Here is a 12,621-nt window from a genome sequence, read left to right as displayed (position 1 = left end):
TATTCATTGAACAGCTAATTTGTTTTTTTTATCTTCTAACCAGATGAATAAACTAGGTTTTAAGGAATTTTCTCACATGAGAATTTACGGAAAGGAGTTGTAATGAAAAACCGCAATCCCGTCGTTGAACAATCGAAAATGCAGTTGTCTTCACTAGGAAAAATTGAGTCTCGCACCCAGTTTGGGGGCTATGCCCTGACAGTCGAAAAGGTGACTTTTGCCTATATCAATGAGGATGCACTTTATTTGCGAGCCAGCGAAGCGCTGCAGATGTATCACGCTAAACGGGCACTAGAACCTCTGGTGTACAGCAAGCGCGGTATGCCAGTGCAACTGAATTACTACAAAGTGGACGCTATGTTATGGCAAGACCCTGAGCAATTATTGCGTCTTTCAGCCAGTTCATTACGTGCCGCTCAGAATGAAATGGCAACGCGCACCGTCACGCTACGTTTAAAAGATCTCCCTAATCTCAGTTTACGCATGGAGATGATGCTGCATAAAGTTGGCATCAGCTCTGTGAAGTTGCTCTGTGAAATGGGTTCACGCCAGAGCTGGCTAAAACTCCGCGCAATGAACAAGCATATTGGTTTGAAAACACTGTTTTCGCTTGAGGGGGCAATCTCCGGCCATCATCAAGCGGCTCTACCTGTGGCGACCCGAGAAGCACTCAGTGAGTGGTATGTAAAAACGCTCCACCTTGACCCTAAAGTGGAGCATTTCTGACATTAATCACTGGATAGCGTACGGCGCAGGCGGGCAATTTCCGGCAGCAGGGCAATGAGCAAACCAAGCTGCTGCATCACTAACGGCGCCTGCACTTCGGGACTGTTTTTGAGCGCACTTAACCGCAGGATCAACTGCTGTTGCATCTCCAGCGCTTGCGCATCGGTAACACTCTCGATTTGCAGGACATCTTCGACAAAACAGACCGCATCATCCAGCATCTTTAACAGTTCGCTATCTGATAATTTTTCACGATGCGCGCCTAATGCAGAGATATAACTCAGGAATGAGTGATTGAGGCACAGCAGACGAAAAGCATTTTCGCGCAGGGGTTGTTGCAGTTTCAGCTCGCTGCTCATATTCGATACCACAGAAGCGAGTTCTGCATCGGCATTGTGCGCATCGCGACGCGCGACGCGATAGTCCAGACGATTATCTTTGCCCTGATGGTACTGCTCCATAATGGCATCAAGATAGCGGCAGTTTGCGTTGAGTGTACGATCTGCCACTGCGCTGATCATTCTAAAACGCCAGTCTGGCCAAACAAAAGCGACAGCCAACCAGGCCAATCCGCAGCCCAGCAGGGTATCAACGATACGTGGCAACGCGACTTCAAAGCCTTCACCCAACAGATTAAAACAGAGTAATACCAACAGGGTGATAAACAAGGTTGCTTGTGCATATTGAACCTGACGAAAAGCAAAGAACAGCACGCCGGTGAGTACGATTAACACCAACTGTCCTTCAATGGAGGGCACCAACCACAGGACGGGCAAGCCGATCGCAATCCCTGCCAGTGTGCCGCCGATACGCAACGCAAGACGGCGTCGTGTGGCGTTGTAGTTGGGTTGGCAGACGAACAGGCTGGTGAGCAAAATCCAGTAACCGCGCTCCACTCCAGTTATTTGAATGAAAGCGTAGCCCACACAAAGTACCAGCGACATGCGAACGGCATGGCGAAACAGCGCAGACGCGGGGCTAAGATGACGGCTCAGGCGCAAGCGAATATCTGGCCAGCCGCTGAGTCCTTCTCGTGAGAGGTGATTGTCGCCAGAAGAGGGGGGATCTGCCAGCATCTGCTCTGATTCAATCGATGCTAGTTGTGCATCAATCGCCCGCAGGTTACGTAATAGCCAGGATAGCGCACGAATATGAGGGTCTTGCGGATCACTTTGCGCAAGACGTTCCAGCGCTGTCTCCAGACGCGCAAAAGTGCGCTCAAAATGCGTGTCGTGATGCCACGGTTGCCGCATCAAAATGTTCTCAGCCAACTGACGACAGGCTTGGGCTTGCATATTCAGCAAACGCTGAAAGCGAAACAAAATCTCGTTATAGCGCCAGTCATCACGTAATAAATGGTATTGCAGATGGGAAGAGCTGGCGCGTTCGTGAATATCCTGCGCGACAAAGTAATAGTGCAGGCTGCGGCGCGTGCTACGTGAGCCACGGTCACCCCGCAAGCGGCTCTGAATGGTGGTTTTCGTTTGATTCAGTTGTGCGACGAGTTGGCTGTTCACCATCGCCGTGGCAATCATCGTCGCATCATCCTGTTCGCCCGCGTCAGGATCGAACAGATTTGCCTTAGCTTCCAGATATCGCGCCAACTGAGAAAAGCTGGCGGCCAGTTGTTCCTGAACGGGGCGCACGGGAAAAATGAGATGCCCGATAAAGGTCAGCAAGTTGTACCACAAGGCACCCACCAACAGCAGAGAGGGCTGCATCCACCACTGCGGAAATAGCCCGATTCCGAGCATGGTATAGACGGCGATCAGTAACGCACCAAAAGCGATGGTGGCATAGCGCTGTCCTAACGCACCGAGCAGAATAAAACCCCAACTGGAAAGCGCCAGGCCAATAGCGAAGGCCCAGGGATAGGGGAAAAGCAGTTCAACCGAGACGGATGCAACACAAAAACACACCAACGTAATCAGTAAATTACGTAGGCGGCCCGTCCAGCGGTCATCCAGATCAGCCAGCGCAGCAGCCACCACGCCGAGGGTCAAAGGGATGGTCCATTCTATCTGTTGCAACCACCAGGGCACGGCCGCACAACCGGCCAGTGCAAATAAGATGCGCAATAAATAGCGCAGGCTACTGTTGAACAGATAATGTCGCCAACCAGGCATCGGGTTTTGTCGCATCAGAGGGCGGCCTCAGTAACGACGGCGCGCATTGGCTTCACGTGCAGCTTGGGCTTCTTCTACTGACACCACGCGTCGACCGACTGGCCACAACGCAATGGCCGCAATTTTAAAGTTAGCGATACCCACGGGAATACCAATGATGGTCAGGCACTGCACGATGCCCGCTGAGATATGCATCAGACACAGCCACCAGCCAAAAAACACCAGCCAGAAGATGTTCAGGAAGGTGCCACCGGCATTTAAGACCTGGCTTTTGCTGTCAGGGCGCAAAACATCAACGTGCACGGCCTCGTTACCGAACGGCAACAGTGAGAGTTTGGTGATTTCCCAGCATGAACGCGTTAATGGCAAAGTAAAAATCAGCACAATGCTAACCAGTGTGGCAAACAGCCAGCTTAAGGTGGTGAATACGCCACCCAGAATGAAGTTGAGAATATTGAGTACGGTGCGCATAACGCGTTTTTCCTTTTGCAATCCGCAATATGTGTCGCCAAGTTTAGCCTGTTTTAAGGCTGGAGCGCCAAGGGTCTGACAGGTAAACTGCGCGATAATCGAATTCCACATGACGGTGCGGACATGGAACTGAAAGCAACATCAATGGGCAAGCGTCTGGCTCAGCATCCCTATAATCGGGTTCGTCTGCTGGCCGCCGGAGTGGAAGTCAGTGGCGATCGCCATGAATATCTGATCCCCTTTAACCAATTAATGGATATTACCTGTAAACGTGGCATGGTCTGGGGCGAGTTAGAATTTCAGCTTCCCGAAGATAAAGTCGTGCGCCTCCACGGGACGGAATGGCAGGAAACACAGCGTTTTTTCCATTTTTTGCAGCAGGCCTGGCAGCAATGGAGCCAGGAAATGAGCGACGTGAGCGCAGAGGTGCTGACGGCGCTTGAGCAAGAGATACTGACGTTTACACAGCAAGACCGCTGGCTAAAACGCAGTGAGTTATCGACGGTGAAAGAGAGTATCAGGCGGCAATTTTCAGCGTTACCTCTCCCGCTGGCGCGTCTGGAAACGTTCGATAACTGTCGTGCGCTGTGGCGATTCTGCCAGCAGTGGCTGGAGCAGGGAGAAACGGCGATTCGTCAGCGTAACCGCGAATGGACAACGAAAGTTATCAAGGAATATCACGATTTCTTCTCCACCATCGAAACGACGCCCCTTAATCTTTCTCAATCTGAAGCCGTGGTGAATGGGGAAGATGCTCTGCTGGTGCTGGCGGGTGCAGGAAGTGGAAAAACATCGGTACTGGTTGCCCGTGCGGGTTGGTTGTTGAAACGTAAATTAGCCCAGCCAGACCAAATACTGCTGCTTGCCTTTGGCCGCCAGGCCGCAGATGAGATGAATGAACGCATTCAGGCGAGATTGGGTGAAAGCGCCATCCAGGCGCGAACCTTTCATGCATTGGCGATGCACATTATCCGTGAAGGCAGCAATAAGCAACCTGTTATCAGCAAGTTGGAAAGCGACAGCAAGGTGCGTCGTCAGCTACTCATTGAGACATGGCGAGAACAGTGCAATAGCAAAAAGGCTCAAGCAAGCGGCTGGCGACAATGGCTGCAAGATGAGATGGAATGGGATGTGGCAGAAGGCGCCTTTTGGCAGGATGACAAACTCGCACAACGCCTTGCCTCGCGCCTGGAACGCTGGCTGGGTTTAATGCGTATGCACGGTGGTGCACAGGCAGTGATGATCGATGATGTTCCTGAAGCCTTGCGTGAGAATTTCAGCAAACGCATTAAGTTGATGGCCCCACTCCTAAAAGCCTGGAAAAGTGCGCTGAAAGAAGAAGGGGCAGTCGATTTCTCCGGCCTGATTCATCAAGCTATCGCCATTCTTGATAAGGGGCGATTTATCAGCCCGTGGAAAGACATTCTGGTGGACGAGTTCCAGGATATTTCACCGCAGCGCGCGGCGCTATTGACGGCCTTGCGCAAGCAAAATAAACGCACCAGTTTGTTCGCCGTCGGGGATGACTGGCAGGCTATTTATCGTTTTAGCGGGGCGGAAATGAGCCTGACGACTGCTTTTCACCACTATTTCGGTGAAGGGGATCGCTGTGTGCTCGACACCACTTATCGCTTTAACGATCGTATTGGTGAGATTGCTAACCGCTTCGTTCAGCAAAACCCGCATCAACTGCGGAAACCCCTTAATAGTCTTAGTAAGGGCAATAAAAAATCGGTCACTTTGCTACCGCAGGACCAACTGGAACCTCTGCTGAATAAGTTGAGTGGATATGCCAAGCCACACGAGCGTGTATTGCTGCTCGCGCGTTACCATCATCTGCGTCCGGAGATACTGGAAAAAGCCAAAACGCGCTGGCCAAAGTTGCAAATTGACTTCATGACAATACATGCCAGCAAGGGGCAACAGGCTGATTTTGTCATTGTGCTTGGGCTGCATGAAGGACGTGATGGATTCCCCGCTCAGACGCGTGAATCGATTGTGGAAGAGGGACTATTACCGCAACCGGAAGATTTCCCCGATGCTGAAGAACGGCGACTGGCCTATGTGGCGATAACGCGTGCGCGTCAACAAGTATGGATGATGTTTGATAAAGAACAGCCTTCCGTCTTTGTCGAGCACTTCCGCGAATTAGGCGTGCCACAGAGTCGGAAGGCCTAATAATTAGCCTTTCAGGCGTTCAGCAAGATAGCGCGGATAATCGGGGATCTGGATCTCAACCTGCTGGGCAAACATCGGCGCTTTAATAATAAAATCTGCGGTGGCGCGATTGGTCGCCACCGGGATATTCCATACGGTGGCCAGGCGCAGCAGTGCTTTGACATCGGGGTCGTGAGGCACGGCATTCAGCGGGTCCCAAAAGAAGAACAGCACATCAATTTTCCCTTCTGAAATCAACGCCCCCACTTGCTGATCTCCGCCCATGGGGCCGCTCAGCATCGCGTTAACGTCCAATCCTGTATGACGATTAATCAGGTTTCCGGTAGTGCCGGTGGCGTAAAGTACATGAGATTGCAGCGCGCTCTGGTTGGCTTTTACCCACTCAAGTAAGGAGGCTTTACAGTGATCGTGGGCGACAAGGGCAATATGTTTTTTTTCTTCAAGGGTACGAACGGTCTGCTCCATAGGGCTTCCTGTTTCTTCTCATGCCATAGTGTTTGAGGCACGAGTTTACCCTTGGCGTTTCATTACTATCAACTTGTGCGTAAGGTTTTCATCCAACTGATGAAACGCTGACGTGTTGCAGCGTCGAAACGCTGAAACCAACGTTGTAAAGAGGGAAGGTCACTTGCATCTTGCCAGGCAAAATCAAGGTCCATCTGTGCGGCGGGCAAGCTTGCTGATTGCATGGCAAAGCGCGCGACCGAAGCGGCCTGTGCATTGCGATTATAATTTATCATGGCTTTCTCAAGATCGCCGTCGCTGCCTTGTGGCAGATGGTCGCGAATACTGACAATTTCATTGCCATGTTCGTCAATCAGTTGGAAATTGAGCGCTTTATCAAAAATGGTGCGTTCGCGGCGATTGCCAAGCGAAGGCAGGCGAATGGCGACCGAGTTGGCGCTGGCATTGAAAGTGACAATCATCGGCACCGATTGAAAGTGTGTCGCATCAGCGCAGGGCTTTTCCACGCGAAACAGAAATTGATGCTGTCCGCGCTCCAGCTCAAGGCTGTCCGCGCCTTTAAGCAGCGAGCCTGAGATTTTGCGTCCATCCAGCACCAGCAGGTCGATCTCAGGATCGAGCTTGAGGGTGATGGCATGGCAGGATGCCGATACGAGCAGTACAAGTAAGCCCGTAACAGCCAAAGACAGCTTCATTTAAACTCCCGGAAGATGGGGAAGGATTAGTGGTGTGTAGCAAATTCTTACATTATGGCAGTAAATTTACATTTTTACATATTTATTCGTGCTGCTGCGCTAAGTTTTCACCTGTAGTACTTGCGTCAGGCAACGCATAGCCATCTACACTCAGTCGATTGGACAAGGAGAAAATGCATGAATGATCAAACGATTCGCGATGTATTGAGTAGAACGAAACGCATTGCGCTGGTAGGCGCTAGCGATCGCACCGACCGCCCAAGCTACGGCGTGATGAAATTCTTACTCGATCAGGGATATGAGGTAGTTCCAGTCAGCCCCAAACTGGCTGGACAGCAGTTATTAGGGCAAACCGCTTATGCCTCATTGGCGGATATTCCGGGTAAAGTCGACATGGTTGACGTGTTCCGTAATGCGGAAGCGGCTTGGGGTGTGGCGCAAGAAGCCATTGCCATCGGTGCAGATACGCTGTGGCTTCAATTAGGTGTGATTAACGAGCAAGCGGCAGTATTGGCGCGAGATGCAGGGTTGACGGTGATTATGGATCGGTGCCCAAAAATTGAAATACCGCGTTTAGGTATATCACCCGTGACGCACTAAAACAGAAACGGCGACCTCAGTCGCCGTTTGCATTAATGGCGCAGGCTGGGTGCCTGCAGCTGCTGCCGGATGGACGCGGCGAGTTCATCCATTGACGGTTGCTCTGGATGCTCATACGACGTTTCACCCGCTAGCTGAATTTCGGCAACATAGGTGTGTACCTGTTCGCCTTCTTCATCTTCCATCACCACGTGATACCACGGCGCGGCGCGCAGTGTTTCGCTGGTGGCCACATCATCTTGCTCGGGTTCCTCGAGCGAAAACTCCGGATCGACGTCCACAATAACGCCGAGCACCCCGGAGAGACGGTGACGGACCTGCTGTCCAATTCCAAATTTACTGGTAATCATTGTGACCTCCCAAAACTGTGCCCTGCTACCAATATGGAGGCAGGGTTCAGGTTTTCAAGTCACAGCACGCGGCAGGCAAACCCTTTCAGATAAAGCCCTTCAGGATAGCTGGCAATCACAGGATGATCGGCTGCCTGACGGAACTGCTCTACAAATTGTACATCACGACCCGCATCAACTGCGGCATCAGCGATAATTTTCTGGAACAGGTCGGTAGCCATCAGTCCTGAGCAAGAGAACGTCAGCAAAATCCCGTTCGGGTTGAGCAACTGCATCGCCAGCATATTGATATCTTTATAACCGCGGCAAGCGCCCATCAGTTGATTCTTGTTCTCAACAAACTTCGGCGGATCCATCACAATCACGTCAAATTTTTCGCCGCTGTCACGATAGCGACGCAGCAGTTTGAATACGTCATCACGAACGAACTGCGCGCGCGACAGATCGAGACCATTAAGCTCAACGTTTTGCTTTGCGACGTCCAGGGCATCCTGTGAAGTATCGACACTAATGACCTCGCTGCAGCCGCCCATCAGGGCCGATACGGCAAATCCACCGGTGTAAGAGAAGCAGTTCAGCACGCGAGCGTTTTCTGCATAGCGGCGTGTGGCCAAACGGCTGTCACGCTGATCAAGGTAATAACCGGTTTTGTGCCCGCCCTGAATATCGACCAGCAATTTCATACCGTGTTCGGTAATGGGCAGTAACGGCGGCGGCAGCTCACCGGTCACCGGGCCCTGTGTCAGTTCCAGTCCCTCTTTTTTACGCACGGCAACATCAGAACGATCGTAAATAGCGCAAGTCGGGAAGCACTGCTGCAAGGCAGAGAGAATCGCCGGACGCTGATATTCGGCACCGGCAGAAAGCAGTTGCAGCACCATAAAGTTGCCGAAACGGTCTATGGTCACGCCAGGCATGCCATCTGATTCACCCGCGATTAGGCGATAGCTATCAAGGCCATCGCGCTGCGCCAGCCATTCGCGCCACTGCTGCGCTTTTTCGAAAGCACGAACAAAGAAGGCGATGTCGATTGACTCATCCTGCTGCCAGCTCCAGACGCGCGCGCGAATTTGTGACTGCGGGGAGTAAGCGGCACGGGCCAGCCATTTGCCATTGCTGTCGCAGACATCAATAGTTTCACCAGACTGGGCTTTACCTTCCATACGTGCAACGGCACCAGAGAACACCCACGGATGGCGGCGGAGCAGGGATTTTTCACGTCCCTTTGCGAGAATCAATCGAACGGTCATGTTTGCTATGCTTACCTGAAAAAATGAGGCGCCATTTTCCGGTGGATGGCGGCAAATTGCAACGCACAATGGGGAGATCGCTATGGCGAACACTTGCTACAAAATTTGGGTGCACGGTATCGTGCAAGGAGTAGGCTTTCGTTATTACACCCAGTCACAGGCTAATAAATTAGGCGTTACCGGCTATGCGCATAACCTGCGAGACGGCAGTGTTGAAGTGCTGGCTGCAGGCGATGAACAAAAGGTCGATGCGTTAATCACCTGGCTGAAAGCGGGTGGGCCTACCAGTGCACGGGTTGATAAGGTGCTGGTGGAGCCTCACCAACCCACGCCGATCCCCACGCGATTTACGACGGGCTGATTACAAACATTTGGCGGGTTTTGGCAAACCAGCGATTTTAGTGGCTTGTTTTGCCGGACCTTCCGGGAACAGCCGGAACAGGTAACGGCTATTACCCTTTTCCTCGCCATACTTCTGCGCCATGGCTTTCACCAGCATGCGTACCGCAGGGGAAGTATTGAACTCCTGATAAAAGGTGCGCACAAAGTGCACCACTTCCCAGTGAGCCTCAGTCATGGCAATGGCTTCATTCTCTGCGATCACCGCAGCGAGTGCTTCGCTCCAGTCCGCACTATTTTTTAAGTAGCCTTCCGCATCGGTGGCAATCTCTTTACCGGCAAAAATCACAATCATTCCTCACAGCATGAATCGGTATATTGTAAGTTCGCCAGCTGTTAAAAAGCAAAAACCCCGCCGAAGCGGGGTTTTGGACATCTACGTCTGCAGCTTAATCTTTGCTAGCGAAGCCTAAAATGCTCAGCAAGCTGACAAAGATGTTATACAGCGACACATAAAGGCTCACGGTGGCGCGGATGTAGTTGGTTTCGCCGCCCTGAATGATATTGCTGGTTTCCCAAAGGATGGCACCCGCTGAGAACAAAATAAACAGGGCGCTAATCGCCAGGTGTAATGCTGGCAGTTGCAGGAAGATATTCGCTATCACCGCCACCAGCAGCACCACAAAGCCAGCCATCATCATGCCGCCAAGGAACGACATATCACGACGCGTGGTGAGCACGTAAGCTGAACAGCAGAAGAACACCAGTGCCGTTCCCCCCAACGCCATCGCAATGACATCACCCATGCCAGCCGCGAGGAAGGAGCTGAGAATCGGACCCAGGCAATAGCCCAAGAACCCGGTAAAGGCAAAGGCAGCCAAAATGCCCGCCGGGCTATTGGCTAAGCGATAGGTCAGGAACATCAAACCGTAAAAACCGACCAGCATAAGAATTAAGCCGGGGGATGGCAGGGCAAATACGGTGCTGAGTGTGGCGGTAACGGCCGAGAATGCCAGCGTCAGGCCAAGTAAGAAGTAAGTATTGCGCAGCACTTTGTGTGTGCTGATGAGAGATTGCTGCTGTGACGAGCTAATAATTCTATCCACTATGCGCTCCTTAATAGAGAGAGAACACCAAATATGGCCTGAGGATACGCAACGGCTACCAGACCGCAAAGGCGTTTTACCCATCTTTACGCGATAAATTGCTGTTTCACTGAGCGGAATGGTGATTTTGGCAGCGAAAAAATGGATTTTGGCTGTTTTTCAGGCGAACGATTCAATACACGCTTTACATCGTTCGGGGGGATGTTTATAGTGCGCCTCATTGCGGAGGGGTGGCCGAGTGGCTTAAGGCAACGGTCTTGAAAACCGTCGATGGGAAACCATCCGAGAGTTCGAATCTCTCCTCCTCCGCCATCACTCTTGCAGAGTGAAGTTACAAAAAGATTTCCGGAGGGATGGCCGAGTGGCTTAAGGCAACGGTCTTGAAAACCGTCGATGGGAAACCATCCCAGAGTTCGAATCTCTGTTCCTCCGCCATATTAAAGAAGCCCGCAGCAATGCGGGCTTTTTGCTTTTCTGCATTCACAGAATCCGAAAAACATCCCGTTGCTTTTCAATCTGCTGCCGAACCCCTACGGCACGCGCGTTTACTGCTATATTCCATTCACGGTTTTTGCAAACATCTGGCGATTTTCCGAGGCAAGCTGAGTTACACTGTGCGGTAATTCGCTCAATGGCGGGCTAATCGTTTGAATGCCAGAGTGTTTCACTGATGAATTATGGAATAGGCACAATGATCAAGAAACTGAGTCTTTGCGCGTTGTCAGTTATCGCTGCGCTCCCAATGGGTATGTCTGCTTATGCGGCAGAAGGGGATATGCAGCTGCAGCAGGTGCTGGTACTGAGTCGTCATAACTTACGTGCACCATTGGCGAACAATGGTAGCGTACTGGAGCAATCAACTAAGAAAAGCTGGCCGCAATGGGATGTTCCCGGCGGTGAGTTGACCACCAAAGGTGGTGTGCTGGAAGTCTACATGGGTAAATATACCCGTCAGTGGCTGGCACAGCAGGGTTTGGTGCAAGAGGGGACCTGTCCCGACAGCAGTAATGTCTTTGTGTACGCCAACAGTCTGCAGCGCACCGTGGCGACCGCGCAGTACTTTATTACCGGTGCCTTCCCGGGTTGTGATATCGCAGTGACCCATCAGGATGCGATGGGAACCATGGATCCCATTTTCAATCCTGTCATTACTGATGGCAGCGATGACTTCAATAAGAAAGCGCTGGCGGCGATGACGGCTGCGAATGAAAAGCTTGCATTGAAACCGGCCTTCCAGCAGTTGGAGAAGATTGTTGATTACAAATCTGCTCCTGCCTGTAACGGTAAAAAACAGTGCGACCTGAGCAGTGGTGATAACACCTTTAGCGCTGAAAACGGTAAAGAACCTAACGTGAATGGCCCGCTGAAAGTGGGTAACTCGTTGGTTGATGCCTTCACTCTGCAGTATTACGAAGGTTTCCCGGCCGATCAGGTGGCCTGGGGGCAAATCAAAACGCCAGAACAGTGGAAAGCACTGGCAACGATTAAGAATGGTTACCAGGATGCACTCTTCGCTTCGCCAGAAGTGGCGCGTGAAGTCGCTGCTCCGCTGGTGGATTACATTCGTAGCCAGTTAGTCGACCAAGACAAGGCCAACGCGCCAAAAGTCACAGTGATGGTCGGTCACGATTCCAACATTGCGTCCTTGCTCAGTGCATTGCAGGTTAAACCTTATGAACTGCCAGGCAACGATGAAAAAACGCCGATTGGCGGCCAGGTCGTGTTTGAACGCTGGCACGATGCCAAGAACAACAAAGACCTGTTGAAGGTCGAGTATGTTTATCAGACTGCCGAACAACTGCGCGACGCCGATGTGCTGAGCCTGAAAAACCCGCCGAAGCGTGTCACGTTACAACTGGCAGGTTGTGATGCCGATGCCAATGGTTACTGCAGCTGGGATCAGTTTGCTACCGCGCTGAATACGGCACTGCAGGGTACACCACTGCAACCCGCTCCAGCGCAACCGGCACCAGCCGCTGCAACAGATGACGCTGCTACAGCGAAAGCCGATCAGGCTGCTGCAGATAAAGCGGCAGCAGATAAAGCCGCCGCGGATAAAGCAGCGGCTCAGAAAGCGGCTGACGCTAAAGCAGCGGAAGAGAAGGTGAAAGCGGACAAAGCGACTGCGCAAAAGGCTGCCGAAGATAAAGCCAAGGCAGAAAAAGCCACGGCCCAGAAAGCGGCGGAAGATAAAGCTAAGGCCGATGCCGCCGCAGCGCAGAAAGCACAGGCAGATGCAACACCAGCCAAACCGGAAGGTGATGCAGCCAAACCTGCTCAGCAACCGGCGCCAGCCAGTAATTAATAGGCTGGAT

The 12,621-nt window shown here is 52.0% G+C and carries 13 protein-coding genes and 2 tRNA genes; 7 read left to right on the top strand and 8 right to left on the bottom strand.

Annotated elements, in window-relative coordinates:
- Nucleotides 1-102 precede the first annotated feature (102 nt).
- Nucleotides 103-726: a TfoX/Sxy family DNA transformation protein gene (locus HA51_RS11715; RefSeq protein WP_084934680.1), complete on the top strand. Its 624-nt coding sequence runs from the start codon at nt 103-105 to the stop codon at nt 724-726.
- A gap of 2 nt (nt 727-728) precedes the next feature.
- Here HA51_RS11715 and yccS read toward each other — a convergent pair whose 3' ends face one another.
- Nucleotides 729-2,867 (bottom strand): YccS family putative transporter, encoded by a 2,139-nt coding sequence (yccS, locus tag HA51_RS11710; protein WP_084934679.1) that lies wholly within the window; start codon nt 2,865-2,867, stop codon nt 729-731.
- 12 nt (nt 2,868-2,879) lie between these two features.
- Complete coding sequence (locus HA51_RS11705) at nt 2,880-3,323, bottom strand: YccF domain-containing protein (protein WP_084934678.1); 444 nt, start codon at nt 3,321-3,323, stop codon at nt 2,880-2,882.
- Between the two features lie 123 nt (nt 3,324-3,446).
- Here HA51_RS11705 and helD point away from each other — a divergent pair, with 123 nt between their 5' ends.
- Nucleotides 3,447-5,501, top strand: coding sequence for a DNA helicase IV (gene helD / locus HA51_RS11700; protein ID WP_084934677.1), 2,055 nt, complete (start codon nt 3,447-3,449; stop codon nt 5,499-5,501).
- A gap of 3 nt (nt 5,502-5,504) precedes the next feature.
- Here the strand turns inward: helD and HA51_RS11695 are convergent, their stop codons facing one another.
- Together HA51_RS11695 and HA51_RS11690 are read right to left on the bottom strand one after the other, a co-directional pair.
- Nucleotides 5,505-5,966 (bottom strand): methylglyoxal synthase, encoded by a 462-nt coding sequence (locus HA51_RS11695; protein WP_084934676.1) that lies wholly within the window; start codon nt 5,964-5,966, stop codon nt 5,505-5,507.
- Nucleotides 5,967-6,034: 68 nt separating this feature from the next.
- On the bottom strand, nt 6,035-6,661 hold the full coding sequence (locus tag HA51_RS11690) for a YccT family protein (RefSeq protein WP_084934675.1): 627 nt from the start codon (nt 6,659-6,661) through the stop codon (nt 6,035-6,037).
- A 177-nt stretch (nt 6,662-6,838) separates the two neighbouring features.
- On the opposite strand from HA51_RS11690, the gene HA51_RS11685 reads away from it, so the two are divergent.
- Nucleotides 6,839-7,261, top strand: a complete 423-nt coding sequence (locus HA51_RS11685) for a CoA-binding protein (RefSeq protein ID WP_084934674.1) — start codon at nt 6,839-6,841, stop codon at nt 7,259-7,261.
- 32 nt (nt 7,262-7,293) lie between these two features.
- Here HA51_RS11685 and hspQ read toward each other — a convergent pair whose 3' ends face one another.
- Together hspQ and rlmI are read right to left on the bottom strand one after the other, a co-directional pair.
- Entirely contained in the window at nt 7,294-7,611 is a 318-nt protein-coding gene (gene hspQ / locus HA51_RS11680; RefSeq protein ID WP_084934673.1) for a heat shock protein HspQ, read from the bottom strand.
- 59 nt (nt 7,612-7,670) lie between these two features.
- The gene (gene rlmI, locus HA51_RS11675) at nt 7,671-8,861 is read right to left on the bottom strand and encodes a 23S rRNA (cytosine(1962)-C(5))-methyltransferase RlmI (RefSeq protein WP_084934672.1); all 1,191 of its coding nucleotides are present in this window, start codon (nt 8,859-8,861) and stop codon (nt 7,671-7,673) included.
- 82 nt (nt 8,862-8,943) lie between these two features.
- Between rlmI and yccX the strand changes: the two genes are divergently transcribed.
- The gene (gene yccX / locus HA51_RS11670) at nt 8,944-9,222 is read left to right on the top strand and encodes an acylphosphatase (protein ID WP_084934671.1); all 279 of its coding nucleotides are present in this window, start codon (nt 8,944-8,946) and stop codon (nt 9,220-9,222) included.
- Here yccX and tusE read toward each other — a convergent pair whose 3' ends face one another.
- On the bottom strand, nt 9,223-9,549 hold the full coding sequence (gene tusE / locus HA51_RS11665; RefSeq protein WP_084934770.1) for a sulfurtransferase TusE: 327 nt from the start codon (nt 9,547-9,549) through the stop codon (nt 9,223-9,225).
- Between the two features lie 100 nt (nt 9,550-9,649).
- Nucleotides 9,650-10,306 carry an FtsH protease modulator YccA gene (gene yccA / locus HA51_RS11660; RefSeq protein WP_084934670.1) on the bottom strand — a complete coding sequence of 219 codons (657 nt, stop codon included), beginning with the start codon at nt 10,304-10,306 and terminating at the stop codon, nt 9,650-9,652.
- A gap of 224 nt (nt 10,307-10,530) precedes the next feature.
- Between yccA and HA51_RS11655 the strand changes: the two genes are divergently transcribed.
- The 3 genes from HA51_RS11655 to agp all read left to right on the top strand — a co-directional run bounded on the left by HA51_RS11655 (nt 10,531) and on the right by agp (nt 12,611).
- Nucleotides 10,531-10,618 (top strand) — tRNA-Ser (locus HA51_RS11655).
- A 35-nt stretch (nt 10,619-10,653) separates the two neighbouring features.
- Nucleotides 10,654-10,741, top strand: a tRNA-Ser gene (locus HA51_RS11650).
- A 256-nt stretch (nt 10,742-10,997) separates the two neighbouring features.
- Nucleotides 10,998-12,611 (top strand): bifunctional glucose-1-phosphatase/inositol phosphatase, encoded by a 1,614-nt coding sequence (agp, locus tag HA51_RS11645; RefSeq protein WP_139810672.1) that lies wholly within the window; start codon nt 10,998-11,000, stop codon nt 12,609-12,611.
- Nucleotides 12,612-12,621: the final 10 nt, after the last annotated feature.

The organism is Pantoea rwandensis (assembly GCF_002095475.1).
GTDB classification, from domain to species: Bacteria; Pseudomonadota; Gammaproteobacteria; order Enterobacterales; family Enterobacteriaceae; genus Pantoea; species Pantoea rwandensis.
Note: the sequence above shows the minus strand (reverse complement) of the source record. Positions and strands in the feature narration are given on the sequence as shown.